Raw genomic sequence first — 26,104 nt, forward strand, 5'->3', positions numbered from 1 at the left:
CTGCTCCCGGCGGGACGCGATCAGGCGGGTTGCAGCAGATCGCGTGCGATGTCGAGGACGCCCTGGCTCGCATACCTCCGGTATTCGCCGCGCGGCGCACGCAGGAGGACGGGCAGGATCCGCCTCCAGCGGGCCGCGGGGAGCGCGGCACGGAAGCGTTCGAAGTCGAGCTTCGCACGCACGGCGTCGGGCGTGGCGAACGGGGCGCCGTCGCCGAGCACGTCGAGACGCTCGTTCAACCCGGCGATCCGATCGGCGATGTCGCGGTTGCGCTGGCGACCTCGCTCAGTGAGACGACGGAGCTTGTAGCCGAGGGTCGGTTCGGCGACGCCGATCTGGTTCGCACCGTGTTGCCGATAGTCGACGAGCTGATCGTCGAGGAGGGCGATCGGCCCTCGGGCAGCGGCGATGATCGCGAGCCACTCGTCGTGCACCCATGGCGCAGGGAACGGGACAGCCGTCTCGAACACCTCACGTCGGAGCATCACCGTCGCGCCGGTCACGAGGTTCCGCCGGAGCAGGATCGGGAACGCGCGCCCTGCGGCGATCTCCGACCGCTCCAGGTCTCCGATGGACAGCGACCCGAACAGCGTCGTACCGAGCGGCGCCCCCGCGCCGTCGACGAGTCGGGCGTCGGAGCAGACGAGCTGCAGTTCCGGTCGTGCGGCGAACTCGGTGAGCGCACGAGCGAGCCGCTCCGGGTGCCAGGCGTCATCCTGATCGGACAGGACGATGAACGAGCCGCGGGTCGCACGCATGGCGCTCTCGAAGTTCCGCGTGACGCCGAGCGCGCGCGCGTTGCGTCTGACCAGCACCGGCACCGGGGAGGACGAGACGATGCGTTCAACGAGTTCGACCGTGCCGTCGGTCGACCCGTCGTCACTCACGACGATCTCGCCCGGGAGCACTGTCTGCGCGAGGATGCTCTGCAGCTGCTCCTCCACGTACGCCGCGCCGTTGTAGGTGCAGAGCGCGACGGACACTCGCTCGTCGACAGGGGCCGGTCCATCGCTCGGGGTCTGGGGCATGGTCGCTCCTCACCGCTCGTCGGACCACCCACCAGCCTAGCCGGAGGTGCCCGCTGGTAGTCTCGATGACTATGCCCCGCGTAGCCGTCGACCTGCTCTCGTACACCGGCACCAAGGGGGGAATGGAGACCTACGCCCGCGAGCTGTATCGCGAGATCGGCCGCCAGGGCAGCGAGTTCGAGTTCATCGGGCTCGCCAGCCGCGAGGGGTATCAACTCGACCGCTCGTGGTTCCCCGGGGAGGTCGTCGACACCGGGATCAGCGGCGAGAACCGCTTCGTCTGGGCGTTCGGTGAGCTGTTCCAGGTTGCCAGGCACGCCAAACGTCACGGTGCAGACCTCATCCACTCCCCCGCGACGCTCGGGCCGGCTCGGTCTTCCATGCCGACCGTCGTCACGATGCACGACATGCTCTACTGGTCGAACCCCGAACTCATGACGACGCCGCTCTACACGGAACCGGTCAAGTTCATGGAGCGCCTCGCCTCACGCAATGCGGCACGCGTGCTCACGATCAGCGAGGTCTCCCGGACCGAGATCGAGAAGTATCTGCACGTTCCACGGGAGCGCATCGACCTCGTCCCACTCGCCGGCACTCGACCCCAGATCGGCGAACGCCGCCCCGACACCTCGGCACCGTTCTTGCTCGCCACCGGGAACCGACGCCCGCACAAGAACTGGGCGAGCCTCATCCGAGCGCTGCCGCTGCTCGGCGAGGACGTCCGCCCGCGGCTCGTCATCACCGGCAGCCACGGCGAGGACCCGCTCACGGCGGTCGTCGCCGAGACCGGCATGCAGGACTGGGTGGACCTCAAGGGCTGGCTGTCGAACGAGGAACTCGGTTCGCTCTACGAGCGGGCGACCATCATGGCCATGCCGTCGTTCGTCGACGGGTTCAGCCTGCCGGCTCTCGAGGCGATGATGGTCGGCCTGCCGGTCATGATGAGCGACATCCCCGTGTACCACGAGGTCTGCGGCGACGCCGCGCTCTACCTCGACCCGAACTCCCTCGAGAGCATCGCGGGCGTCATGCGGACCGCCATGACCGAGCCCGAACGAATGGCCGCCCTCGCCTCGGCAGGCGTCGAGCGCGCGAAGCAGTTCTCCTGGGAGCGGGCAGCCACCGGGACCCTCGAGAGCTTCCGGGCGGCGTTGCGCGCGCCCGCTCGCTGACCCCCTTCGACGAGTTCACGGAACCCGGGCGGCTCAGGGACCGAGGACCGGTCCCTGAGCCTGTCGCCGGGCGGAGCCGCTACTCCGACTGCGGCTGGATCACCGGGATCGACTCCGTGTCGGCCGGTCCCAGCGCGATCGTCGGCATCGACACCGTGATGAGCGATCCGTCGGCACGACGACTGCCCTCGATGTCGCTCGCGCTCGGCTCACCGACGAGGTGCGGCCCCTGGTTGTCGAGCGGCACGGTCACCGTGGTGCCCGTGTCGACGACGACCGTGCCACCGCCGACGAGGAACTCCGCGTGGTCGCCCTCCTCGATCGTGAAACGCATCTCGGTGCGGCGCACGGAGATCCGCACGCGGGTGCCCTTGAGCGTGAGCCGGAACGTGATGCCCTTCCAATCGGCGGGCAGGCGCGGCGAGAACGACACGATGCCGCCGTGGTCGCGCATGCCGGCGAAGCCGAGGACGAGTGAACTCCACACACCGCCGGTCGACGCCACGTGCACGCCGTCCGCGGTGTTCCGGTGGAGGTCGGCGAGGTCGACGAACAGCGCCGACCAGAAGTACTTGAGCGCGAGGCGCTGGTATCCGACCTCGGCGGCGATGATCGACTGCACGACCGCCGACAGGGTCGAGTCGCCCGTCGTCAGCGGGTCGTAGTAGTCGAAGTCCGCGAGCTTCTCCTCGTCGGTGAAGTGGTCACCCTGCAGCAGGAGCGCCAGGACGACGTCGGCCTGCTTCAGCACCTGGAAGCGGTAGATGACGAGCGGGTGGAAGTGCAGCAGGAGCGGTCGGTGCTCCGGCGGCGTGTGGTCGAGGTCCCACAGCTCCTTCTCGAGGAACTGCGCGTCCTGCGGATGGATGCCGAGCCGCTTGTCGAACGGGATGTGCATGTGCTCCGCGGCACGCTGCCATTCGGTGATCTCGTCAACGCCGAGCGACAGCCGCGACACCATGCGTTCGTAGGACGCCGGGTCGTCCTCACGGAGACGCTCGACGGCCTCGACAGCCGACAGCAGGTTGGACCGCGCCATGACGTTCGTGTAGAGGTTGTCGTTGACGACCGTGGTGTACTCGTCAGGCCCCGTCACCCCGTAGATGTGGAACGAGTCGCTACCGTTCTGACGCCAGAAACCGAGGTCGGCCCACATGCGGGCCGTCTCGACGAAGATGTCGACGGCGCCACGGGCGAGGAAGTCCTCGTCGCCCGTCGCCGCGACGTACTGGCGCAGTGCATAGGAGATGTCGGCGTCGATGTGGTACTGCGCGGTCCCGGCGGCGTAGTACGCCGAGGACTCGAGGCCGTTGATGGTGCGCCACGGGAACAACGCGCCCTGCTGGTTGAGCTCGGTCGCACGCGCCCGAGCCGCCTCGAGCATGTTCTGCCGGAAGCGGAGGGCGTTGCGCGCGACGAGCGGCGCCGTGTAGCTGAGGAACGGGAGGACGTAGACCTCGGTGTCCCAGAAGTAGTGGCCGCCGTAGCCGGAGCCGGTGACGCCCTTCGCGGCGACGCCACCACCGTCGGTGCGGGCCGTCGACTGCGCCAGCTGGAACAGGTTCCAGCGGGTCGCCTGCTGGATGACCGGCTGGTCGTGGACCTCGACGTCCGAGCGGAGCCAGTAGTCCTCGAGCCAGAGCTCCTGGTTGCGGAGCGCGGACTCGACGCCGTTCTCGCCGGAGCGGTCGAGGGTTCGCGCGCACCGGTCGGCGAGCTCCTTCGGGGGCACGGCGTTCGAGGTGTGGTAGCTGATGATCTTCGTGATCTTCGTCGGCACGCCGGCCCGGCCACGCACCGTGTACACGTGCTTCGCGAGGTCGGATTCGATGTGGGTCGAGACCGCGTACTCGTTCTCGGTCTCGATCGTGTGGTCGGCACCCGCGACGATGGTCATGCCGGAGTTCGTCGTCTGGTAGCCGAGCATCGCCCGCCCGCCGTCGATGAGCTTGTACCGAGGCTGCAGCACGCGCTCGGTGAGCGACTCAGCCTTCCGGGGGTCGCCCATGCCGGCCTCAGGAGCGTTCGCGAGGTAGTCGTCCTGGCGGTCCTGGCGGTTGATGATCTGACTGGACAGCACGATGGAGGCGTCGGCGTCGAGCAGCGTGACCTCGTAGTCGATCACCGCGAGGTGACGGTCGGTGAACGAGACCATGCGGCGCGAACGGATGTGGACACGCTTGCCGGAGGGGGTGCGCCACTCCAGCTCACGGCTGAGCACACCCGTCTTGAAGTCGAGGCGGCGTTCGAAGCTCAGCAGGTCCGCCTCGTTGAGGATGAGCGGCTCATCGTCGACGTACAACCGGATGACCTTCGCGTCCGGGACGTTCACGATGGTCTGGCCGACCCGGGCGAAGCCGAAGGCCTCCTCGGCGTGGCGGATCGGCCAGGTCTCGTGGAAGCCGTTGATGAAGGTGCCGTGGACGTGGCCGTCGCGACCTTCGTCGACGTTGCCGCGGAGCCCGAGATATCCGTTGCCGAGCGCGAACAGCGTTTCGGTCGTGCCCTCGTCAGCCGGTTCGACCCGGGTTTCGACGAGCGCCCACTCGTCGAGCGGGAATCGGTGGCGGTCGAGGGGATCGCTGGTGATGTGGTTCATGCGTGGTCCTCGGAAAGGTCGTGGTGGGGGTCTGTGGGGGTCTGTGGGTCTGCCGGATCCGGCCTCGGTGTTCGGGCCGCTTCCGCAAGCGGTGCGATGAACTCGTCGAGGTCGTCGACGACGATGTCCGCACCGGCGTCGAGGAGCACCTGTGCGCCGATACCGCGGTCGACGCCGAGCACGAGCCCGAAGTCGCCGCGTCGGCCGGCCTCGACGCCCGAGTGGGCATCCTCCACGACGACGCACTGCCGAGGGGTCAGACCGAGCAGCCGGGCGGCCTCGACGTAGGTGTCGGGTGCAGGCTTGCCTGCGATGCCCTCGCGAGCCGCGACCACGCCGTCCATGACCACGTCGAAGCGGTCTCGGAGACCGGCGGCGGTGAGCACGACCTCGGCGTTCTTCGAGCTCGACACGACTGCGACGTCGAGTCCTGCAGCCACCACCGCGTCGAGGAAGGCGAGCGACCCGGGGTAGGCGGCGATGCCGTCCTCCTCGAGCACCGCGGTGAAGACGGTGTTCTTGCGGTTGCCGAGGCCGCACACGGTGTCGAGCTCTGGCGCGTCCGACGGTGAACCCTCCGGGAGGACGATGCCACGCGACGCGAGCATCGCCCGGACGCCGTCGTAGCGCGGACGTCCGTCGATGTGCGCGAAATAGTCGTCGTCCGTGTACGGCGAGGTGTCGCCTCGTGATGCGAGGTAGGCGCTGAAGAGCTTCGCCCACGCGTGCATGTGGATCTCCGCCGTCGGGGTGATGACGCCGTCGAGGTCGAACAGCACCGCCCGCAGACCGAGCAGGCGCTCGGCCGCGGCAGGCAGGTCGAGGCTACCGGTGGAAGGGGTGGGGGTCGGCTGGGTCACGGTGCACAGTCCTCATCGGTTGGGGGGAAGAGGTGGACGGTGGAACGGAATCTGCCGGCCGGAGCCTTCCGGCCGAACGCACCCAGCCTAGGAGAGTTTTGCCACCACGTCGTACACGCGGTCGATTCCCGCGTGGACGGGGAAGTGGTGGTTCCCGACGAACAGGCCGTCCTCGTGGATCTTGTCGGCGGCCGGCAGTTCGGCCGGCACCCTGGCGTCGAGGTACTTCATGACGGGGTTCTTCGTGAAGTTGCCCGCGACGATGGGGCGAGACTCGACACCGGCCTCGGCGAACGCCCGCACGAGCTCCTTGCGCCGACCAGCGAGCGAACCCTCGAGAACGAGCGAGAAGCCGAACCAGCTGCTCTCCCCCTGCTCTCGCTGGATGCGCACCGTGTCGAGATCCGCGAACTTCTCGGTCCAGTACGCGGCGTTCTCACGGCGACCGGCGATGAGGGCCGGTACCTTCTTGATCTGCTCGATCCCGATGGCACCGGACATCTCGATGGGACGCACGTTGTAACCGGGCAGGACGAAGCGGAAGAGGTCGTCCCAGTCGTCGCCCGACTTGTCGTGCACGGCGTTCTTGGCAGGCAGGCCACGAGTCCAGCCGTGGGCGCGCAGCGAGATGAGCATCTGCGCCGTCGCCTCGTCATCCGTCAGGATCATCCCGCCCTCCATCGTGGAGATGTGGTGGGAGAAGAAGGCGCTGAACGTGCCCATCGAACCGACCGTGCCCGCGAATCGGCCGTCGTCCTTGGCACCGAGCGACTCGCAGTTGTCCTCGATGAGCAGCAGCCCGTGGCGTTCGGCGAGCGCCGTGAGCGCGGCGAAATCGTTCGGGTTGCCGAGGAGGTTGACGGCGAAGATCGCCTTCGTGCGCGGCGTGATGGCCGCCTCGGCAAGCGCCAGGTCCATGTTGAGGGTGTCGACGTCGATGTCGACGAAGCTCGGGACGAGTCCGTACTGCTGGAGCGGGTAGTAGGTGGTCGCCCACGACACGGCGGGGACGAGGACCTCGTCACCGGCGGCCAGGTCGACGCGGTCGTCCAGCACGGCGGCCGCGATCGCGATGAGGTTCGCACTCGACCCGGAGTTGACCATGACGCCGAACCCGGCCCCGAAGGCCTCCGCGAAGTCCCGTTCGAACTGTGCGACGAGGGGTCCCATGGTGAAACGCCCACTGTCGACGACGCGCTGGATGGCGGCGTACTCCGCCTCGTCCCAGGAGGACGTGGCGAGCGGGAACCCGGAGTCGAAGATGTCGGTCATGGTGTGTTGGTCTCCTGAGCTGCGAGGTAGGCGCGGTAGCTGGCGGTGACGCCGTCCGCGAGCGGGGTCGTGGGGTTCCAGCCGAGGGCGCGGGCCGCGGCGGAGTCGAGCAGGCGCTGGTGGACGCCGGAGGGTTTCGAGGCGTCGTAGCGGAAGCGTCCGGTGAAACCGGTGGCGGTGGCGGCGGCCTCGTAGTACTCGGTGATGCTGTGGTCGACGCCCGGACCGAGGTTCAGGGTGACGGGCCACGCGGCGAGTGAGCCCAGCTGGGAGACCAACCAGGACGCGAGGTCGGGCGTGAAGGTGAACTCGCGTCGGGCGGTACCGTCTCCCCAGACCTCGACCTCGTCGCTCCCGCCGACCACTGCCGCGTGCACCTTGCCGAGTGCTGCGGCGATGAGGTGCGCCTGGCCGTGGGTGTAGTCGTCGCCCGGGCCGTAGAGGTTCGACGGCACGGCCGCGCGATAGGCGTAGCCGTGCTGGCGGCTCGCGTACTCGCAGAGCTTCGTACCCGCGATCTTGGCGAGCGCGTACCCCTCGTTGGCGCCTTCGAGCGTCCCGGTGAGGAGCGCGGACTCCCCGATCGGCTGTGCCAGCCCCTCCGGGTAGATCGCGGCGCTCGAGATGTACAGCAGCTCCGGGACCCCGGCGTCGATTGCCCCGCTGATCACCGAGGTGTCGATGAGGAGGTTGTCGAGCAGGAAGTCCGTCGGGCGCTGGAGCTTCGCCTGGATGCCGGCGACCTTCGCGGCCGTGTGCACGATCGCGTCCGGTGCCGTGCGTTCGATGAGCGCGGCCACGGCCGCACGGTCGGTGAGGTCGGCGTCGGCACGCGTCGCGACGATCAGCTCATCGGCAGCGCGCAGCGTCGGCCAGGCCTCGGCGATGCTCGAACCGAGCATGCCGGCGCCACCGGTGAGGAGGACGCGCACCCGCCTCAGACCTCGGGCGTGTCGATGTACGAGGAACCGGAGGCGGCGAGCTCAGCGACGTCGGAGTCGACCATGATCTGCGCGAGACGAGGCGGCAGCACCTTCGGCGTCCAGCCGAGGACCGATTCGGCCTTGCCGTAGTCGCCGATGAGCGCGTCGACCTCGGTGGGCCGCAGGTAGCGCTCGTCGAACTTGACGTACTTCTCCCAGTCGAGGTCGAGCCGCTCGAAGGAGAACTGCAGGAAGTCCTTGACGGTGTACGCCGTGTTCGTTGCGAGCACGAAGTCGGTCGGCTCGTCCGCTTGCAGCATGCGCCACATGCCCTCGACGTAGTCGGGGGCGTAGCCCCAGTCGCGCACGGCGTCGAGGTTGCCCATGTACAGGAAGTCCTGCTGGCCGGCGGCGATCCGGGCCGCAGCGCGGGTGATCTTGCGGGTCACGAACGTGCCGCCACGGCGCGGGGACTCGTGGTTGAACAGGATGCCGTTGACGGCGAACATGCCGTAGGCCTCGCGGTAGTTGCGCGTGATCCAGTACGAGTACACCTTCGCGACACCGTACGGCGAGCGCGGGTAGAACGGCGTCTCCTCGTTCTGCGGCGGCGGGGTCGCACCGAACATCTCGGAGCTCGACGCCTGGTAGAAGCGGCAGTGGAGGCCGACCTGGCGGATCGCGTCGAGCAGGCGGACCGTGCCGAGGCCAGTCGTGTCGCCGGTGTACTCGGGCTCGTCGAAGCTCACCCGCACGTGCGACTGCGCCGCGAGGTTGTAGACCTCGTCGGGCTGGATCTCGTTGAGGAGCGTGGCGAGGCGCGAGCCGTCGGCGAGGTCGGCGAAGTGCAGCTGCAGGCGAGGCGAGCCGCCGTGGGTGGCCTCGGGGTCGTAGATGTGGTCGATGCGTCCGGTGTTGAACGTGGAGGCTCGACGCACGAAGCCGTGCACCTCGTAGCCCTTCGCGAGGAGGAGCTCGGCGAGATAGCTGCCGTCCTGGCCGGTGATGCCGGTGATGACGGCCTTCTTCACGGGGGTGTCAGTCATGAGGTTCCGCTCTGGATCGGTTCGTGTGGTCGGGCCGGGAGATCGTCGAAGAATTCCGCACTGCCCGAGAAACATTGCTAGCTTACCTGGGTGACGCTCGACATCATGATGCCCTTCTACGGCCGCTTCGACCATTTCCAGGCGGCGGTGGAGAGTGTGCTCGCGCAGTCCGACCCGGACTGGCATCTGACGATCGTCGACGACGTCTACCCCGATCTCGCACCGGGCGAATGGGCCGTCGCGCTCGATGATCCGCGCATCACCTACATCCGCAACGAGGTGAACCTGCGTCCGTCCAAGAACTACCGCAAGTGCGTGTCCCTCATGTCGGGCGAGTTCTCGGTGATCATGGGATGCGACGACGTCATGCAGCCGAACTACGTGCGTCGGGTCGCCGAGCTCATCGCGCAGTTCCCCGACGCCTCGATCATCCAGCCCGGTGTCTCGGTGATCGACGAGAACGGGGCGCCGTCGAAGCCGCTCGCCGACCGGATTAAGGCGCTGTACCGCTTCTCCGGGACCGGTGCCCGCGAGTACCGCGGCGAAGCCCTTGCGACGAGCCTGCTCCGCGGGAACTGGACGTACTTCCCGTCTCTGGTCTGGCGGGTCGAAGCCCTCCGCAAGCACGAGTTCCGACTCGACCTCGACGTCGTGCAGGACCTCGCCATGCTCCTCGAGATCACGAAGGACGGGGGCAGCCTCGTCCTCGACGACGAGGTGTGCTTCAACTACCGCCGCCACTCGCAGAGCGTGTCGGCGGTGACCGGCCCGGACGGTTCGAAGTTCCGTCAGGAGCGGACCCTGTTCGGTGAGGCGCGTCGCGATCTGGACGCTCTCGGTTGGAAGCGTGCGGCCCGAGCTGCCGCGCACCACTGGACGTCGCGCGCCAATGCCCTGAGCGAACTCCCCGCAGCCCTCCGCGCGAAGAACGCCGCTGGCCGTAAAGCGCTCCTCGAGCACGTCTTCGCACGCGTCTGACACCGAACGGACCCTGCCACCCGAGTCGACGGCGTCGTCTGCCCACAACGACCCGAAGTCCGCTCCCCGAGCCTGTCGAGGGGCCGCGCAGACCACCGATTGCTAGGATTTCCCCTATGACGACCTCCCTCGCCGGCACACTCATCGTCATGCCAGCGCTCAATGAAGAGGCCTCGGTCGCCGCGGTCGTCCGCGAGGTCCACGCGAAGCTCCCCGGGGTGGCCGTCCTCGTCGTCAACGACGGTTCGACCGACGCGACGACAGCCGAAGCACGTTCGGCCGGAGCGATCGTCGCGGAGCTTCCCTTCAACCTCGGTGTCGGCGGCGCGATGCGCGCCGGATTCAAGTACGCCCTCGCCCACGGCTATCGCAATGTGGTGCAGGTCGACTCCGACGGTCAACACGACCCTGCGGGCGTCGTCCGACTCGTCGAGGAGCTGCGAACCGCGGACCTCGTCCTCGGCGCACGCTTCGCCGGCGAAGGAGACTACGAGGTCCGCGGCCCACGCAAGTGGGCGATGGTCGTCCTGTCCGGCGTCCTGAGCGGCGTCGCGAAGACGAAGCTCACCGACACGACGAGCGGGTTCCGAGCGACCGGCCCGCGCGCCGTCCGCCTGTTCGCCGAGCACTACCCGGCCGAATACCTCGGCGACACAATCGAATCACTCGTGATCGCGGCTCGCTCGGGGTGCGTCATCCGTCAGGTCCCGGTGGCGATGCGGCCCCGGGCCGGCGGCACGCCGTCGCACAACCCGTTCAAGGCGGCCCGATACCTCGCAAGAGCCGGACTCGCCCTGGTGTTCGCGCTCATCCGCCCCCCGGTCGCGTTGACGGGCGACGGAGAGGTCGTGACCGCATGATCCCCCTCGGAACCTACATCCTCGGCATCGTCGGGGCCGTCCTCACCCTCGGTATCGTCATCGAGATGCTGCGCAAGCGCCAGCTCCGTGAGCGCCACGCCGTGTGGTGGCTCATCGCTGGAATCCTCGCCCTGGTGATCGGCGTCTTCCCCCAGGTACTCATCTGGGCGGCCGGTGTCATCGGCGTCGAGATCCCGACGAACCTCGTGTTCTTCGTCAGCATCTTCATCCTCTTCCTCGTCAGCATCCAGCACAGTTCCGAGCTCACCACCCTTGAGAACCGGAGCAGGACGCTCGCTGAGGAGAGCGCTCTGCAAGATCTCAGGATCAGGGCACTGGAACAGCAGCTGGCTGAGCTCCGGCGGGGCGGATCTCCCGCGGACGACCGGAGCTGACGGGCAGACGAGCGATCGACGGTCTCCGGAGCGGGACACCCATCGGCGCACAACGCGACCCGCGGGTGCTCCGATCAGGAGATCGACGGGGCTGCCGACGCCCGAGGGGCTGGACGCACCAGTGCGAGGCACTGGACGATCAGCCCGGCGAGGGGGCCGATCGTCAAGGCCAGCAGCACCCGTTCGTGGAGCCCGAGAGGGAGGGCGAGCGCGACGACGGTGACGACAGCGGCAACGATCCAGCCACCGGCGAAGAAGCCGTGCTGCGCGCGGGACAACGTTGCGGCTCCCGTCACGCAGAGCACGCCGACGAGACCGGCAGTGGCGACGAGCAGCGCGATGGTGCCGCCCGCGAGGACGTCCTGCCGGCCGAAGAGCACCGAGAGAGCCCATGGACCGAGCCACCAGGCCAGCAGCGCGAGGACACCGGCTGCGCCGAGCACCAGTGCCGACAGGCGCACCACCCAGCCGAGCACCGCATCGGCATGCGAGCGGAAGACCACGACGAGGTAACTCTGCAGGGCCAGCACGACGATGACGATCGGAGCGCGGGTCAGGGTGATCGCGTAGCTGAGCGAGCCGAAGGCGTTCGCGGAGACGGTGTCGCCCGTCGCCTGGATCATGAGCGGAAGTCCACTGACCATCACGCCGGTCGCTGCCGCGGCGACGACGGTCCGCAGCACGTTCCAACCGAGCTCGCGCGGGCCGACATCGATGCCGAATCGGCCGACGACACCCCTGCGCACGAACAGCCACAGCACGAGCGGCGTGATCGCGAACGGCAGGGAGACGCCCCAGGCGAGTGCTGCGGTGTCGGAGGTGAAGAGCAGCATCACGCCGACGATGCCGAATCGGAGCAGTCCGTCGACGATCGTCATGGCGGCAGCGGCCGTCCAGAACGACAAGCCGTAGAACACACCCGAGATGGCCGCGACGACGACGTAGGAGGCGACCCCGATGACGAGCGGCAGCACGAGGGACCAGCCGTTCGCGGGGAACACCGCACCGACCCACAGCCATGCGGTGCCGGCGAGCAGTGCCGCGACGACGATCGCAGCGATGACCGCGAAGTTCCGGACCACCGGCGCCCGCCGCACGTCTGCATCATCGGGCCCGAGGGGATGGGCCGCGCGCGCGACCTCCTGTTGCACGCCGGACAACGCACTGACCATCAGGTAGAGCGCGGACCAGAAGACGGCGAACGACGCGTAGGCCGCCGTCCCCAGGGCGACACCGGTGATGATCTGCAGGACGTAGCCCGCACCGCCACCGATCGCGGTGGCGAGCAGGATGAGCACCGCGCCGTTCGGCCCGCGACGAATCGCCTCGGGCGGAACGGCGCTATCGCTGGGCGGCAATCCACTCCTGCAGTGCGGCGACACCGCGGGTGACGTCCCACGCCGGGGCCCAGTCGAGTCCAGCGAGCGAGTCATCGATCCTGCACTCCGCGTGCCGGACATCGCCGTCACGGTACATGCCGTTGACGACGGGGGCCGGCGCGCCGTGGTACGCGGCGATCGCCTGGGCGAGTTCGAGGATCGTCGTGCCGACACCCGAACCGATGTCGAACCGCGACACGTCCGCCGACGGCCCCGCGGTGATGACCGCACGGAACGACGCTGCGATGTCATCGATGAACACGAAGTCTCGGACGATCCGGCCGTCCTCGTACACCTGGATGGTGCCGCCATCCATGGCGAGCTGCGAGAACAGGGACACGATGCCCGTGTACGAGTTGATGAGCGACTGTCCTGGCCCGTACACGTTCTGCAGACGGAGGATGGTGAGCTTCGCGTCATGCGCGGCGGTCCACGCCGACAGGATGTGCTCCTGGGCGAGCTTGGTCGCGCCGTACACGCTCGTCGGCGCGGGCATCGTCACGGCCGCGCGACTCGGGAGCGGCGTGGCATCGGGGAAGTCCCACTCGCCGCGCTCGAACTGCGCGTGCGAACGCTGCCCCGGCTCGAACACCGTGCCGTCGGTGCGCTTCCACTGCCCCTCGCCGTAGACGGCGCGACTGGAGGACAGCACGAAGTGCGAGGGGACCTGACCGGCGCGCCCGAGCGCGTCGAGCATCTCCGTGGTGCCGACGACGTTCGCCTCGGCGTGGCTCGTCGCCGCATGGAGCGACTGCGCCGTGCCGGTCTCAGCGGCGAGGTGCACGATCACGTCGGGACGGACATCCGCCAGCAGTGCATCCCAGGCGGCTGCGTCGGTGACGTCACCGACGACGAGCTCAGCGGCTTCGTGGAGGTCGGCCGGGCGCTCGGCACTCGGGTGCACCTGCGGGTGCAGCTTGTCGATGACGACCAGGCGTTCGGCGGCGGCAGCCAGTTTGTGGGAGAGAGCGCAGCCGATGAACCCGGCGCCTCCCGTCACCAGAACGGTTCCGAGCGTTGATGCAGTCACGAAGTGGTGTCCTTAGCTGTAGGCGAGTCGACATTCGATGGTACTCGACGCGCTTCGGGTGCGTCGGCGGCGGGAGACCGCCGCGACGAGAGCCAGTCCAGTCCGCGTCCAGGGCCGACGTCCTTCATGGCCATGGCGCGTTTCTCCACACCGTGCCAGCTGAGCCATGCGCAGGCCGCGGTCACGAGGATGGTGAGGGCGACCCAGGCCCAGTAGCCGAGCAGGTGCCAACCGAGGAAGGCCGTGAACTGCTGGACGAGGAAGCCGTACACGTACATGCCGTAGGAGTAGTCGTTCTTCGCACCGATCCACTGGATGCGCTTCGGGAGGCGGGCGGCGAGCCACAGGACGAAGTAGGCGAACGCCGGGTAGCCGATGAGCACCCACCCGCCCGTCAGCAGCGTGACTGTCATGACACCGCCGCAGGCGACGCCGATCCAATCGTTCAACGGGATCCGGCGCGAATACATGGCAAGGGTCGAGCCGAGGAGGAACGCCAGCGTCAGCCTGATGCGGTTCGGGTCGGCGAGCACGGGCGCGACCGTGGCGACCACCGACGGTGCGAGGCTGTACACGATGAACAGCACCCAGAACCCGCCGGCGAGTGCGGGGACGACCCAGCGAGCGGATCGGAGCACCCCCAGGACGAGGAGCGCCGCCACCAGCATGTAGCAGCCCCACTCGAAGACGAGCGTCCAGAGCGAACCGTTGAAGACGCTGTACCCGACCGACTCGCCGTACGGGGTCGTCGTGGTGAAGATGTCGTAGATGCCCCACTGGCGGATCGTGAGGTCCGCGTTGCCGAACACGTACGCGACGGGCCCGGAACCGAGGTAGTCGCGGAGCCCGTTCCCCGCCAGGCGCCAGGCGATCGGCCCGACGATGAGCGCGCCGACGAGGAGGACCGTCCAGTACGCAGGGAAGATGCGGAGGGCTCGGCGCCAGACGAACTGCAGGACGTCGGCCGAAGCGCCGCTCTTCGCGATCAGGTATCCGCTGATCGCGAAGAAGCCGACGACGGCGAACCCGCCGATCGTCTCCTGGCCGTTCGTCCAGCCTTTCGATGGGTCCTCGCCCCAGCCGCCCGTGGGGAAGGCGTGCGAGAAGATCACCATCGACGCGAGGACCAGTCGCAGGATGCCGAGCGAGTTCCGGTGTCCTCCAAGGCCTTCGGACAGTGTCACCCGGCTCCGTCCTGCCGTCCGACGACGAGCGGGCCGACGCTTCGGCTGATCGAACGGGACGTTCGTCGTCGAGGTCATGCGGTCCATTCGGTGGGAGCGGTGCGGTGTGCGCGGCCGCGCCGTGTCGTCGGGGCGGCTGCAGAAAGGATACCCCGACGCTCGTTCCGAACGACGCGAGCACCGCCCGTCGCCACCGGGTTCGCGTGGGCAGCGACGGTAGGATTGCGAGCGGTCGCGACTCGGGCGTTCGAGCCGCCACCTCGCTCGTCCGCCACCGATAGGACCGACATCAATGGCCCCGACCTCACCGGCCCCGACCTCCGCCGTCGCACGCAGCAGTCGATGGGAAGGCCGCCGATGGCTGACGTTCCTCGTGGCGTTCGTCGTCCTCTTCGTCCCGATGGCGCTCTGGGCACTGGCCTCCCCCATCGCGTCCATCCCCGACGAGCCGTCGCACGCCATCCGTGCCGCAGCGGTCGCACGCGGTGAGGTCGCCGTCGTCCCGTGGGACCAGAACTCGACGCTGACGGCCGCGACCGTTCCCGAGAACATCGCGAATGCGCACGACCTGCTGTGCTTCGCGTTCCACGCCGAAGTGACCGCCGACTGCCAGACGCCGTTGCGCGACACCGACCAGACACTCGTCGAGACCGGTTCCTCCGCTGGCCTCAACAGCCCGGTGTTCTACGCCCTCGTGGGCTGGCCGTCCGTGTTCCTGACCGGCGATGCGGCGTTCTACGGCATGCGGATGGTGAGTGCGCTCCTGTGCGCAGCGTCCCTCGCCGTCATGTTCATGCAGCTCACGCTCCTGCCGCGCTTCCGGTGGGCCATCGTCGGTGGTGTCGTCGGGGTGACCCCGATGGTCGTCTATCTGGCGGGTTCGATCAATCCCAACGGTCTGGAGGTCGCGGCGGCGGGCGGGCTGTTCGCAACGCTGCTCGCGACGTTCCGTGGCTCGCAGCTCGGACGACGTCTCGTCGAACAGGCCGGGCTGGCGCTCGTGCTCGCCTCAGCGCTCATCACGACGCGCAGCATCTCGCTGCTGTGGCTGCTCGTGATCGCCGTCGTCGCGATGTTGCTCGGGCAGCGCGAACGGGTGCTCCGAGTCCTCCGATCGCCGATCGCGTGGCTCCTCATCGCCGCGATCGGCGTCGCCTGTGCACTCACCGTCCTCTGGTATGCGAATCCGCCGGCACTCGGCCCGGGTGGACCGGTGACCCAGGCGAGCCCGGCCAGCCTGCTGTTCGTGTTCTTCTTCACGGAACTGCAGACCGTGGACTTCCTGTTCGGCATGATCGGATTCTTCGGCTGGGTCGACACGAGCGCGCCATCACTCACCCTCGCCGCCTGGACGACCTGCATCGCGCTCCTCGTGGCGGTCGCCTTCCTCTGGGGCAAGCGCGGCACCAAGTGGGCCATGTGGGTGTTCCTCGCCGTCATCGTGCTGGTCCCGGGCTTCACCCAACTCGGGGTGTACTCCGAGTACGGGTACATCTGGCAGGGCCGGTACACCCTCGCGATGCTCATCTGTCTGCTCACCGTGGCCGGCGTGGCACTCGATGACGCGGGACTGGGCGCAGACGGCCGCGTGCGCCATTTCGTGACCGGTGCCTACGCGTTCCTGTTCGCCGGTCACCTGCTCGCGTTCGTGATGGTGCTCCGGCGCTACATCGTCGGTGCCAACGGCAGCCTGTCCGAGATGTTCTTCAACGACGGCTGGGAGCCTCCCTTCGGCTGGAAGTCGCTCGCGCTCATCTACGCCGTCGTGTCCGTCCTCACGGTCGTCCTGCTCCGTCGCGTGTTCGTGGTCTCCGCGGGCGCCGACATCACGAGGGACGATCAACTCGTGACCCCGGCCGAGCGCCTGGAGACGGCTGAGATCCAACGGCTGGACACGGCGGAGATCCAACGCATCCAGGACATCCGGGCGAACCGGGGACGCTGAGGACTCGGTCCCGGCCGCTGCTACATCGGGATGCAGAGCACGAGGACGTAGCAGAGGACCGCCACGACTGCTCCGGGGATCCTCAGCGCTCGGCGAGGGGTGAAGAGCATGCCCGCACAAGCGAGCGCCAACGGCAGCAGCGACAGTCCGTAGCGCGGCACGAGAGCGATGTACTGGCCGGTCAGGACAGCGGAGACGACCGCCAGGACCGGGGCGGAGACGACCGCGACGATGAGTGTCGAGACCGCGATGTTGCTCTCGGTCGACAGCCCCTTGGACGCTCCCCACAGTCCGATGACCCCACCAGAGACCAACAGCATCAGCACACCGACGGGGATGATCGCAGCGGCGCCCGTCGACAGCGGGCCGAGCGCCCCCTCGGCCATGCCGGGGAGGAAACGGAACAGCTCCTGAGCCAGGGCCGACGGGGTAAAGGCTGCGGAGGCGACGAGCGCTCCGGCGTCACCGACGGCGATCGCCGATCGGATCACCATCCACGCTGCTTGAGCGCACACGGCGGCAACGAGTCCGCCGAACGACACCAGGACGAGTCGGTCGCGGAAGAAGGCGGCGAACGGGCGTGGCCGACCGCGCACCTCCCGCACCCGTTCGAGGATGAAGAACAGCGCGATGGCGGCGAACGGGAGAATGATCTGCAGCTTCAACACCGCGGCGAGCACGGTTGCCGCGGCGAACCACCAGATGCTCCCCCGACCGTCCCTCGCGCGCAGGCCGAGCATGAGCGCCACTGCTCCGGCTGCCATGGCTGGGGCATCCGTGCTGATGAAGGTGTTCGACCAGAACGCGGCGGACGAACCGACCATCATGAGTGAGAGGGATCCGCTGAAGACGATCGGAACCCGCAGCCGTCTGAGCGCGAAGAACAGCACGACGGCAGCAAGCGCCAACCAGACCATGCCCGTGAGTCGGGCGGCGCTGACGAGATCGGCGCCGGCGAGGATGAACGGCTCGGCCAGCACGCGGGTCACGGCGAAGTAGGCGGGGGTGTAGATGTCGGCGCTGGTGATGCCGCGGTTCGGAAAGCTGTTCGGGTCGGCGATCGTCTTCGGCGTGCAGTGGGTCGCCGGCCAACCGCCCACGTTCCGGACGTTGTGACAGGCGAGGTACTCGCGTGCGAACTCACTGACGCCCTCGCCGGTGCGCACCACACCCTGGGATGACACCTTCGCCACGTAGTCGATGTACATGTACTCGTCGATCGGCGAGACCGCGGTGTGCTTCGGTACGTGCACGAACACGAGCACCACGCTCGCGAGGATCAGCAGCACAGCCGCGGCGCGTTCCCAGAACCGGACGCTTCTGCGTGCAAGGAAACCCCGTGTGTCCTCCACCACGTCCGTCGTCCCGCTCATCTCGCGCCCCCTCAAGCCGATGTGCGCCCGAGAGGCGCCGACGGAAGCCTACCTCGTTCGCCGACAGCGCTCGAACGACAGTGTCGCCGCCCGGAAGACTCCGGACGGCGACACCAGGCGGTCATGACGTCAGAACGTCACGGTCTTGCATCCGAGGGAGGTGTTCGCCCCGACGTTCGACCAGGCGGTACCGATCGCGATCGCGCAGACCTGATACGTCCCCTTCTGGTCGATCGTGATCTGATCCGCGAACCCGTGGTTGGATCCGGCCCACGGGTACGCCCGCGCGACATCTGCCCTGGTCTCGTCGGCGACGAAGGGGAAGCCCTTCACCGAGCCGTCGGGACGGGTCACGTAGAAGTGCACCTGGATCGGCGTCGAAGCCACATCCCTGTCCACCGCCCAGCCGCGGACCGTCACCGTACCCGTGCCATTCCCTGCGTCGGTCACGGTCGCCGAATCGAACGCGCCGGTGGGAGCCGCCGTGCCGAACGTCACCTTCTTGCAGGGGAACTGCGCGTTCAATCCGACGCTGAGCGGCGACGTCGCGATGCCGTACACGCACACGGTGTACGTGCCCTTCACCGTCACCGGGAACGACTCCTGGAAGCCGTGCGCACCGGTGATCCCGAACACGCGGTTGACGTCGTCGCGTGGCTTGTCGGCCTTGCGCGAGTACCCCGTCGTCGTGCCGTTCGGATCCGTGATGTACACGTGTGCGCCGATCGAGGCTGCGGGAGCCCCAGAGTCGAACGTCCAGCCCTTCACCGAGATGGCGGGCGCCGCCGGCGTCTGATCAGCCACGACCGCGTCGACCTGCCCGTTCGGGAACGCCTTGATGTACGTCGGCGACTGGCACTCCAGCTGACGGTTCGCCCCGACGTTCTTCCAGTAGTTCGGAATCGCATAGGTGCAGACCTGGTAGGTGCCCGGTGTCGTCACCGGGATGGACATCTCGAAGCCGTGTGCCGCCCCCGCACCCGGATAGGCGGTTCCGATGTCGGGCCTGCTCTTGTCGGCCGCGATCGAGGTGGCGACGACCTTGCCGCCCGGCTGGGTCACGTAGACGTGCACCCGTGACGACACGCTCTTCGCGTCGGGGTCGAGTGCCCACCCTCGGACCTTGATCGCCGTCGTACTGCCGGAGCCGGTCGTCACGAACTCGTCGACCTTGCCGAGTGGCTCGTTCTGTGGGATCACCACGTTCTGGCAGGCGAGCAGACGGTTGTTCCCGGAGAGGCCGATGCCGTAGACGCACGCCTGATAGGTTCCGCCTCGATCGACCTGGATGGTCGTCGAGTAGCCGTGGGCGTTGCCCGCTCCCGGATACGCGCCTCCGACGTCGGGCCGCGACTGGTTCGCTTGGAGCGGTGTCCCCTTGACGCTGCCGTCGGGGTAGGTGAGGTACACGTGCGCCTCGATCGAACTCGACGACCGGTTCATGTCGAAGGTCCAGCCGCGCACCGTGAGCGTGGCGTTCGACGCTCCGACGGAGGCCGTGAACTGGTCCAACGAGCCGATCGGGTTCGGGATGTCCGTCGGAGACCCGAACCAGTCGGAGTACATGCGCCAGAAGTTCCGGTTGCCGTACGCACCGCAAGCGTCGCCGGTGCCGTACAGATTGGCCAGCGCCGAGGCGTTCGGCTGGTACGGCGTGTAGTTGTAGAGGCCGGCGGTCGCCGCGTTCTGGATGAACACCTGGCTGCTGCCACAGGCGGCGTTCGGGCTGTACCGCACGGCGTTCACCCGACCCGGGACGTGGTTCCAGCGCGTCGGATTCGCCTGGTAGTTCTTGAACTGCAGCGCGGCCGCGTACACCTGGTTGAAGAAGCCGTAGTACGTCGAATCGCAGTCCGCCGTGTCCGGGCAGCCGTATCCCGTCGCGCTCCGGTACTGGCGGTCACTCGGCCAGGTGTCCGTGACGATCCCCTGCTCCTTCTCGAGCAGGACGATCATGGCCTTCTGGCTGAACCCGCACGCCTGGCCGACCTTGGCGATGATCTGCGCCGCAGACTCGTTGGCCGCGCCGATGTACGCGGCACAGCGTCCACTGACGGCCGCGCGCGTCGGCGTGTTCTGGCGGTAGTCCTTGAGACAGGTGTAACCGGCACGACAGCTCGGCACGGCGCTGTTGAGGAACGACTGCACCTGCGACGCGTTCATCGCTGAACCGTCGTAGAAGAGGCCGTCGGAGATGATGTTCCCCGGGTTGAAGTTGCGCGCATCCGCTGCGCTCGCCGGCTCAGCCGACGGGAGGGCGGTGAACAGGCCGGCCAACAGGGCGATGACGGCGATCATCACCGCGGGGAATCTGCGTCTCATGGGATCTCCAATGGGGAGCTGACGGAGGCGAGCTCGGGGATGGTGGCGGATGTGTACACGATCGATGCGTTCCACGCTCCGCTGGTGAACTGGTCGATCGGGATCTGGACCGTGCCGCAGCTCGTCGTCGAGCGGTCGGCGAGGCCGTCGGACACACTGGTCACGACGGCGTCCCCCATCGTGAACGTGAAGGTGCAGACACCGTCGTTCTCGATGACACCGGCGACGTACGCGGATGCGGAGACGGCTGCCCCGTCCTCGTCGACGGAAGCGAAGACGAGCACGGCCTCCGGCGGGATCGGCGTGGGGTCTTCGCCCTTAGAAGTCGATTCATTGCCCGGGGCGATGGTCGACGTCGTCGGCGACGGCGTGGATTCAGGTGCACCCGGCTGCGTGCATCCGAGCAAGGCGGAGGACGCGATCAGGAGAATCCCGGCCAACTGCCAGGACGACCTCGTACGGTGTTGCATCGGGCTGCGTCCTCTCACTGGGCGGTTGTACCCCCAATCAGGGTACCCGCAGCCCCGAGCATTGAACGACAATCGCCGCGTTTGCGGCGCGCCTCAGCGGTCCCGCTCGGTCAGAACGCCGTCCCAAGTCGCCCGGACACCGGCGTCCAGCGTCTCGAAGACCGGCCTTCCGAACTCCGCCGTGTACCGGCTGATGTCGAGCACGACACGGTCGACGAAGGTCACCGGCACCGGACGGGCTTCTTCTGCGAAGTCGACGCCGGTGACGCGCCTCAGCGAATCGAAGACCTCCGTGACGGTGAACCCTTGACCGCTGCCGAGGTTGTAGACGTCGTGCTCATGCGGGCGGCCGATCATCTGCGAGATCATCCGGACGACGTCGTTCACGAAGATGTAGTCGCGCACCATCGAACCGTCCCCGAACTTGACCACCGGTTCGCCCAGGGAGATCTGACGGAGCGCGATGGGGATCAGGCCCTGCTTCTTGTTCTTGTGCTGGCGCGTCCCGTACGGGTTCGAGATCCGGAGCGCCGTGGAGCGCAGCCCGCGCACGGCTTGGAAGTACCGGAGGTAGTTCTCGATCGTGAGCTTGCCGATGGCGTACGGCGACACGGGAAGCGTGCGGTCGGTCTCGACGTACTCGGAGCGACCCTGCGCCCCGTAGATCGCTCCGCCCGTCGACGCGAAGTAGACGTGCCCGACGCCCGCGGCGGCGCAGCTCTCGAGGAGTTCCACCGTCTGGGCGACGTTCGTGCGGATGTCCAGGGTCGGGTCGTCCTGCGCGGTCGCCGGAGTCGTCGTCGACAGGAAATGGAACACGATGTCCATACCCGCCACCGCCGCATCGAGGTCCGAGCGGCTCAGGAACTCGCCACGCATGATCTCGACGTCGTCGGCGAGGAAGCTCGGCTGCCCCGTGCTGAACCGGTCGAACGCACGCACCCGATGGCCGTCGAGGACGAGCGCGTCGACCAGGTGGGAACCGATGAACCCGTTCGCACCGATGACGACTGCGCTAGCCACGCATGGCCCGTTCGAACGACTCCACGAACTGGCGGCCGCTGTCGTCCCAGCTCGTGTGTTCGAGCGACTCCGACATCGCGATGGATCGCTCGACCGCGTCAGGACGCGAGACGACGTCGACGAGTCGTCGAGCGATCGCGCCGGGCGCCGGCTGGACGTATTCGATGTACGGGTTGTCGGACACCAACCGGTTGTTGGGGGCGTCGTTGACGACGGGCGCCACGCCGCTCGCGATGAGCTCGAGCGGGAGCAGCGACATGTTCGACAGGGACAGGACGAGTCCTGCGGCACACCGGTTGTAGATCGGATTGAGGTCGGAGATCGAGAGACCGGAGAGGTTCTTGTACTCGAACGGGATGTCCCATTCGGAGACGTCCCACCCGGCCATGTTGATGGTGTAATCGGGCCGTTGACGGGCGAACTCGCCGAGGGCGATGATCCCGAGCTCGAACGCACGCCGAGGGGTCACCGGCCGCGCGTAGAAGAAGATCTCCTTGCGCGCGTTGCGGTTCGTGAGGCTGTAGTGGGTGCGGTCGACGGAGAAGTCGAAGTGGTCGGTGCGCATCCCGTACTCGTCGTGGAGCTTCTTCGAGAGCCAGCCGCCGGCGGTGATGCCGTGGAACCCGAACCGGTAGGTGTTCTCGGCGAGGATCGCCTCGGATCCGGACGGGTAGAAGGTCGGCTCGAAATCCTGCACGAAGTAGAACCGACGCGCCCTCGACTGATCGCGGAACACCGGGTAGGCCGTCTCCCAACCGGTTGCGAAGATCGCGTCCACGTCTGACGCGACCCCCCGCTCGTCGAGGTTGTGCACACGAGCCTTGACGTTCGGGTAGGCGGGCGATTCCCGCAGGAGCTGCTTGAGATCAGACTCCTTCACGATAACGCCGAGGCTGTTGTAGATGTAGACGCTGCAGGTGTGGCCCGCGCGCTCCGCGTAGTCGATGAACCGGAACAGGTTCTGGTGACCGCCACTCGTCGCACTCGGAGGTGACATCACCCACGCGATGTGCGACTTCCGGTCGTTGACGACAACCGGGTCGGCGAGCTGCGGACCGGGCTCGGTCCAATCGACGGCGAGGGCGTCCTCGAGCTTGACCGGCAGGATCAGTTTCTTCCCGGCGAAGCGCGACTTGATGTTCAATTCGACGCGCTTCCAGAAGAACCGCGGCCCCTCGTGCTTCAGCACGGACAACGCGTTCCTGAATGTGGTGATGATGGATTTCATATCGGCGAACCGACCTCTATTCCGGGAAGGGCCAGTATTGCGGCTGGTGGAGTCGGTGGCGCCAGCGCCGCCCGAGCGTCTCGAGCTCGTACGCTCGGACACGGGCGTCGCGGGTCTTGGATTCGAAGTGGTAGAGCTCGGCATGCGGGGTCCAGTACGCCTGGTACCCGTGCTCGGCGACCTTCAGACAGAAGTCGACGTCGTTGAACGCTCCGGGAAGGAGGGTGGTCATGCCACCCACCTCGAGATAGACGGCTCGCGGGAAGAGGGAACATGCGGCGGTCACTCCGCCGACCTCCCGCTCGACCTCGAAGGCGTGCTGTGGGCCGGCCGAACCACGTGGGACCTGGAGTCCGATGTGGGTCGGGCTGCCCATCCAGTAGTGGTGCCCGCCGTGCTGGATGGTGTCGTCCTCGTAGTAGAGCATGCAGCCCGCCATGCCGGCACCGGGCAGCTGGGCGAGCGCGAGGAGGGACTCGATCCAGTCCGGCGTGATGACCTCGACGTCGTCGTTCAGCATCAGGATGTAGTCACCGACGGCGTTCAGCACGCCTCGGTTCGCCTTCGCGGCGAAATTGAAGGGCAGGTCGAAGTCGACCACCACGAGCCGCTCGCCGAGGAGAGACCGTGCTTCGGCGATCACCGCGTCGTCCGGGTCGGTGTCGACGACGAGCACGACCTCGATGTTGCGGTAGCTCGTCTTCTCGACGAGCCCCCGCAGCGCGTGCAGCAGGTAGCTGTGCGGCGCCCCACCCGCGTGCAGCGGCGCACTGAACCGTGCTTGCGTCGGGATGACGATCGACACGAGGGGCTCACCGTGGACGGGGCGCACCGTGACGTGCACACCGTCGGCGGACACTGACCTGACCGTTCCGCCGCCGGTGGCGAGGAGATGACGCTCCAGGACCGTGCGGACGGTGTCGAGGCGGTCCTCCGCGAAGGCGCCGATCGAGCGGACGGCCGGAGCTTCGAACAGCACACGCGGGATGTGCAGGGTGACCGCCGCCCGCTGGACCGCGCGGAGGGAGAGGTCGTAGAGCTCGACTCCTGCAGCGTCGTGGGCCACTCCGCCGAGGTCGGCGAGGACGTCGCGTCGGAAGAGGAGCAGGTCGCCGTAGTAGAACTGGCAGCGCAGGCGCTCGGGTGCCGGGCCCTGTTTCAGGACGACGTCGATGCCGCCGTCTGCGCGCACTGCGGATTCGTCGGTGTACACGACAGCCGCGTCGGGTGCGAGCGGGAGCCAGTCCGCGATGGTCTGCAGCGCATCCGCCGACGGCACTCCGGCGTCGGGCAGCACGGAGACGAATCGTCCGGTGGCACGAGCGACGCCCGCGTCGATCGCCTCAGCGTCGGTCGCCGTTGCGCTCGCCTCGGCTCGGACGACCCTGGGGTGCGCGGACAGCGCCTCGGACGGGGCGACGACGACGAGTTGCCACGCGGACTGCCCGTCGAGGCTGGCGAGGAGGTCACCGACACGACCCGCGTCCGGGCGGATCGCAAGGAAGGATACGAGCGGGGCGCCTGCGGCGTCACGCGTGGATGCAGTCGTCATGGGGTCAGGCTCGCCCGCGCTTCAGCACGCGCAGCGGCGAGAGCACGGCACGCCCGGCCTTCCAGGTCCTCGTCGAGTGCACGGCCGCGAGCTGCTGCCGAAGTCCCTGCATCTCCCGCTCGAGCACGTCGAAGTCGTCCTTCGTGGGCGAGAAGTAGATCGAGGCGCGAGCAAGTTCGGCCTCCAGACCGATCACTCTGTCGACCAGGGCGAGAACTCGCTCCTCGTTGGCCAGCTCGGCCGGCGTCGGGCGTTTCGTCGTCATGGTCATTCCCTCACTTGATTCCGTCGGACGGATTAACCCGACGATTCTAACATCGGCCCGTTCCCGGACCTGGGAGCGTCAACGGCGGCGACGGACCAGCTCGACCAGTCGCCGTGCGGGTGCGGTCGCCCGCCAGGCGGTGCTGCCCGTCACCTCGTCGAAGCGGGCGCGGGCACCTGCGAGTTCGGCGTCGAGCCTCGCGGCGTGCTGACGCAGTGCTTCGATCTCCTGCTGCTGCGCCGCGATCCTGGCGGTGTCGTCGAGTCGGGCCTGGACCTCCACGGCACGCGCTTCGACCACAGCACCCAAGCGGGCGTAGTCCTCGCGGACCTGCTCGCCGGACGCGCGGCCGGCGGCGAAGAAGTCGACGATCCCCTGCGGCAGCTCCGCACCGATCCCCAGGACACCGAGTCCGTGACCGTGCTCGAACTGGAAGGTCGAGTCCGGGTATCGCTGCTCCAGTTCCGCCCAGAGCCGGTGGACACCGAAGCCACGATCGAACTCGAAGGTGTCATGGAAGATGACGACCGCATTCGCAGCGAGCTTCGGCCGGTAGGTCTCGAAGTCCTCCACGGCGTCCTCGTAGCGGTGGCGTCCGTCGATGTGGAGGAGCTCGATCGAGCCATCCTCGAACCGGTCGACCGCGTCGCTGAAATAGGCCCGGATGAGCTGGGAGAAGTCGGGGTACTGCGCGTCGTTGATCTCGGTGACGGCGCGGAACACGTCGTCGCCGTAGAAACCGGCGTGCTCGTCGCCCTCCCAGCTGTCGATGGCAGAGCACTGTGTGGGGAGGCCGAGTCTCCGGACTGCCTCGCACATGGCGAAATAGGAGAAGCCGTTGTGCGAACCGAGTTCGACGAACGTGGCGGGACGGAGAGCGTCGATCAACCAGAAGGCGAAGGGCGCGTGCTCGTGCCAGGCCGAGGGCATGAGGTGGTCGGGCGTCCAATACGAGGCTTTGCCCAGCCAGGCAACGGGCGTCTCGGCCGTGATGAGTCCGTCCTGCACCGCGGATCCCTCCCTCGTCATCGAACACCGTTCCTCGACTGGAGCTCGGCGGGCGCCGAACCGCTCAACCGTGGCGTTCGCGCTCCACCCTAGGCCACCGATGGAGTTGAGACCGGTGGACCGCGCCCCGGGCGCGGCCCGACGACTCACAGGATCGCTACGGTATATTGTCCGGGTTGCGCACACGTATCA

Annotated in this window: 22 protein-coding genes; 5 read left to right on the forward strand and 17 right to left on the reverse strand. The window is 67.8% G+C overall.

The window, feature by feature from the left end; genetic code table 11:
• Positions 1–20: 20 nt before the first annotated feature.
• Positions 21–1,028 (reverse strand): glycosyltransferase family 2 protein, encoded by a 1,008-nt coding sequence (locus KXS11_RS14530; protein ID WP_437386319.1) that lies wholly within the window; start codon positions 1,026–1,028, stop codon positions 21–23.
• A 71-nt stretch (positions 1,029–1,099) separates the two neighbouring features.
• Between KXS11_RS14530 and KXS11_RS14535 the strand changes: the two genes are divergently transcribed.
• Positions 1,100–2,200 carry a glycosyltransferase family 4 protein gene (locus KXS11_RS14535; protein WP_437386320.1) on the forward strand — a complete coding sequence of 367 codons (1,101 nt, stop codon included), beginning with the start codon at positions 1,100–1,102 and terminating at the stop codon, positions 2,198–2,200.
• 79 nt (positions 2,201–2,279) lie between these two features.
• On the opposite strand, the gene KXS11_RS14540 is transcribed toward KXS11_RS14535, so the two are convergent.
• From KXS11_RS14540 to gmd, 5 genes are all read right to left on the reverse strand, one after another.
• Entirely contained in the window at positions 2,280–4,799 is a 2,520-nt protein-coding gene (locus KXS11_RS14540; RefSeq protein WP_437386321.1) for a glycoside hydrolase family 65 protein, read from the reverse strand.
• Positions 4,796–5,596, reverse strand: a complete 801-nt coding sequence (locus KXS11_RS14545) for an HAD family hydrolase (protein ID WP_437386513.1) — start codon at positions 5,594–5,596, stop codon at positions 4,796–4,798. The genes KXS11_RS14540 and KXS11_RS14545 overlap by 4 nt, the downstream gene beginning before the upstream one ends.
• 150 nt (positions 5,597–5,746) lie before the next feature.
• Positions 5,747–6,931: a DegT/DnrJ/EryC1/StrS family aminotransferase gene (locus KXS11_RS14550; RefSeq protein ID WP_437386322.1), complete on the reverse strand. Its 1,185-nt coding sequence runs from the start codon at positions 6,929–6,931 to the stop codon at positions 5,747–5,749.
• Positions 6,928–7,863 carry an NAD-dependent epimerase/dehydratase family protein gene (locus KXS11_RS14555; protein WP_437386323.1) on the reverse strand — a complete coding sequence of 312 codons (936 nt, stop codon included), beginning with the start codon at positions 7,861–7,863 and terminating at the stop codon, positions 6,928–6,930. The genes KXS11_RS14550 and KXS11_RS14555 overlap by 4 nt, the downstream gene beginning before the upstream one ends.
• 5 nt (positions 7,864–7,868) lie before the next feature.
• Positions 7,869–8,900: a GDP-mannose 4,6-dehydratase gene (gene gmd, locus KXS11_RS14560; RefSeq protein WP_437386324.1), complete on the reverse strand. Its 1,032-nt coding sequence runs from the start codon at positions 8,898–8,900 to the stop codon at positions 7,869–7,871.
• Positions 8,901–8,990: 90 nt separating this feature from the next.
• Here gmd and KXS11_RS14565 point away from each other — a divergent pair, with 90 nt between their 5' ends.
• The 3 genes from KXS11_RS14565 (at position 8,991) to KXS11_RS14575 (ending at position 11,133) form a co-directional block, all read left to right on the forward strand.
• Entirely contained in the window at positions 8,991–9,878 is an 888-nt protein-coding gene (locus KXS11_RS14565) for a glycosyltransferase family 2 protein (RefSeq protein WP_437386325.1), read from the forward strand.
• 116 nt (positions 9,879–9,994) lie between these two features.
• Entirely contained in the window at positions 9,995–10,738 is a 744-nt protein-coding gene (locus KXS11_RS14570) for a glycosyltransferase family 2 protein (RefSeq protein ID WP_437386326.1), read from the forward strand.
• Positions 10,735–11,133: a DUF2304 domain-containing protein gene (locus KXS11_RS14575; RefSeq protein ID WP_437386327.1), complete on the forward strand. Its 399-nt coding sequence runs from the start codon at positions 10,735–10,737 to the stop codon at positions 11,131–11,133. Before KXS11_RS14570 ends, KXS11_RS14575 begins: the two co-directional genes overlap by 4 nt.
• Positions 11,134–11,207: 74 nt before the next feature.
• On the opposite strand, the gene KXS11_RS14580 is transcribed toward KXS11_RS14575, so the two are convergent.
• Genes KXS11_RS14580 through KXS11_RS14590 form a run of 3 tightly spaced genes read right to left on the reverse strand, consistent with a single transcriptional unit; the run spans position 11,208 to position 14,804 of the window.
• Positions 11,208–12,491, reverse strand: coding sequence for a hypothetical protein (locus KXS11_RS14580; protein ID WP_437386328.1), 1,284 nt, complete (start codon positions 12,489–12,491; stop codon positions 11,208–11,210).
• On the reverse strand, positions 12,475–13,542 hold the full coding sequence (locus KXS11_RS14585) for an NAD-dependent epimerase/dehydratase family protein (protein ID WP_437386329.1): 1,068 nt from the start codon (positions 13,540–13,542) through the stop codon (positions 12,475–12,477). Before KXS11_RS14585 ends, KXS11_RS14580 begins: the two co-directional genes overlap by 17 nt.
• Positions 13,539–14,804: an acyltransferase family protein gene (locus KXS11_RS14590; RefSeq protein WP_437386330.1), complete on the reverse strand. Its 1,266-nt coding sequence runs from the start codon at positions 14,802–14,804 to the stop codon at positions 13,539–13,541. The genes KXS11_RS14585 and KXS11_RS14590 overlap by 4 nt, the downstream gene beginning before the upstream one ends.
• Before the next feature lie 214 nt (positions 14,805–15,018).
• Between KXS11_RS14590 and KXS11_RS14595 the strand changes: the two genes are divergently transcribed.
• Positions 15,019–16,671, forward strand: coding sequence for a DUF2142 domain-containing protein (locus KXS11_RS14595; protein ID WP_437386331.1), 1,653 nt, complete (start codon positions 15,019–15,021; stop codon positions 16,669–16,671).
• Positions 16,672–16,691: 20 nt separating this feature from the next.
• On the opposite strand, the gene KXS11_RS14600 is transcribed toward KXS11_RS14595, so the two are convergent.
• The 8 genes from KXS11_RS14600 to KXS11_RS14635 form a co-directional block, all read right to left on the reverse strand.
• Positions 16,692–18,044 carry a hypothetical protein gene (locus KXS11_RS14600; protein ID WP_437386332.1) on the reverse strand — a complete coding sequence of 451 codons (1,353 nt, stop codon included), beginning with the start codon at positions 18,042–18,044 and terminating at the stop codon, positions 16,692–16,694.
• A 129-nt stretch (positions 18,045–18,173) separates the two neighbouring features.
• On the reverse strand, positions 18,174–20,366 hold the full coding sequence (locus KXS11_RS14605; protein WP_437386333.1) for a hypothetical protein: 2,193 nt from the start codon (positions 20,364–20,366) through the stop codon (positions 18,174–18,176).
• Positions 20,363–20,836 (reverse strand): hypothetical protein, encoded by a 474-nt coding sequence (locus KXS11_RS14610; RefSeq protein ID WP_437386334.1) that lies wholly within the window; start codon positions 20,834–20,836, stop codon positions 20,363–20,365. Before KXS11_RS14610 ends, KXS11_RS14605 begins: the two co-directional genes overlap by 4 nt.
• 93 nt (positions 20,837–20,929) lie before the next feature.
• Entirely contained in the window at positions 20,930–21,859 is a 930-nt protein-coding gene (locus KXS11_RS14615) for an NAD-dependent epimerase/dehydratase family protein (RefSeq protein WP_437386335.1), read from the reverse strand.
• Positions 21,852–23,048, reverse strand: a complete 1,197-nt coding sequence (locus KXS11_RS14620; protein ID WP_437386336.1) for a rhamnosyltransferase WsaF family glycosyltransferase — start codon at positions 23,046–23,048, stop codon at positions 21,852–21,854. Before KXS11_RS14620 ends, KXS11_RS14615 begins: the two co-directional genes overlap by 8 nt.
• A gap of 55 nt (positions 23,049–23,103) precedes the next feature.
• Complete coding sequence (locus tag KXS11_RS14625) at positions 23,104–24,639, reverse strand: glycosyltransferase family 2 protein (RefSeq protein ID WP_437386337.1); 1,536 nt, start codon at positions 24,637–24,639, stop codon at positions 23,104–23,106.
• A gap of 4 nt (positions 24,640–24,643) precedes the next feature.
• Complete coding sequence (locus KXS11_RS14630; RefSeq protein WP_437386338.1) at positions 24,644–24,904, reverse strand: hypothetical protein; 261 nt, start codon at positions 24,902–24,904, stop codon at positions 24,644–24,646.
• Between the two features lie 78 nt (positions 24,905–24,982).
• Positions 24,983–25,933: a class I SAM-dependent methyltransferase gene (locus KXS11_RS14635; RefSeq protein WP_437386339.1), complete on the reverse strand. Its 951-nt coding sequence runs from the start codon at positions 25,931–25,933 to the stop codon at positions 24,983–24,985.
• Between the last annotated feature and the right edge of the window lie 171 nt (positions 25,934–26,104).

This window comes from Plantibacter flavus, assembly GCF_051487245.1.
In the GTDB taxonomy this organism is placed as follows: Bacteria; Actinomycetota; Actinomycetes; order Actinomycetales; family Microbacteriaceae; genus Plantibacter; species Plantibacter flavus_B.

Coding starts and splice junctions, on each gene's coding strand:
- KXS11_RS14610 (WP_437386334.1), bottom strand. CDS start 20,836: ATGCAACACCGTACGAGGTCGTCCTGGCAGTTGGCCGGGATTCTCCTG.
- KXS11_RS14630 (WP_437386338.1), bottom strand. CDS start 24,904: ATGACGACGAAACGCCCGACGCCGGCCGAGCTGGCCAACGAGGAGCGA.
- KXS11_RS14550 (WP_437386322.1), bottom strand. CDS start 6,931: ATGACCGACATCTTCGACTCCGGGTTCCCGCTCGCCACGTCCTCCTGG.
- KXS11_RS14540 (WP_437386321.1), bottom strand. CDS start 4,799: ATGAACCACATCACCAGCGATCCCCTCGACCGCCACCGATTCCCGCTC.
- KXS11_RS14595 (WP_437386331.1), top strand. CDS start 15,019: ATGGCCCCGACCTCACCGGCCCCGACCTCCGCCGTCGCACGCAGCAGT.
- KXS11_RS14535 (WP_437386320.1), top strand. CDS start 1,100: ATGCCCCGCGTAGCCGTCGACCTGCTCTCGTACACCGGCACCAAGGGG.
- KXS11_RS14575 (WP_437386327.1), top strand. CDS start 10,735: ATGATCCCCCTCGGAACCTACATCCTCGGCATCGTCGGGGCCGTCCTC.
- gmd (WP_437386324.1), bottom strand. CDS start 8,900: ATGACTGACACCCCCGTGAAGAAGGCCGTCATCACCGGCATCACCGGC.
- KXS11_RS14530 (WP_437386319.1), bottom strand. CDS start 1,028: ATGCCCCAGACCCCGAGCGATGGACCGGCCCCTGTCGACGAGCGAGTG.
- KXS11_RS14570 (WP_437386326.1), top strand. CDS start 9,995: ATGACGACCTCCCTCGCCGGCACACTCATCGTCATGCCAGCGCTCAAT.
- KXS11_RS14600 (WP_437386332.1), bottom strand. CDS start 18,044: ATGAGCGGGACGACGGACGTGGTGGAGGACACACGGGGTTTCCTTGCA.
- KXS11_RS14605 (WP_437386333.1), bottom strand. CDS start 20,366: ATGAGACGCAGATTCCCCGCGGTGATGATCGCCGTCATCGCCCTGTTG.
- KXS11_RS14635 (WP_437386339.1), bottom strand. CDS start 25,933: ATGACGAGGGAGGGATCCGCGGTGCAGGACGGACTCATCACGGCCGAG.
- KXS11_RS14625 (WP_437386337.1), bottom strand. CDS start 24,639: ATGACGACTGCATCCACGCGTGACGCCGCAGGCGCCCCGCTCGTATCC.
- KXS11_RS14590 (WP_437386330.1), bottom strand. CDS start 14,804: ATGACCTCGACGACGAACGTCCCGTTCGATCAGCCGAAGCGTCGGCCC.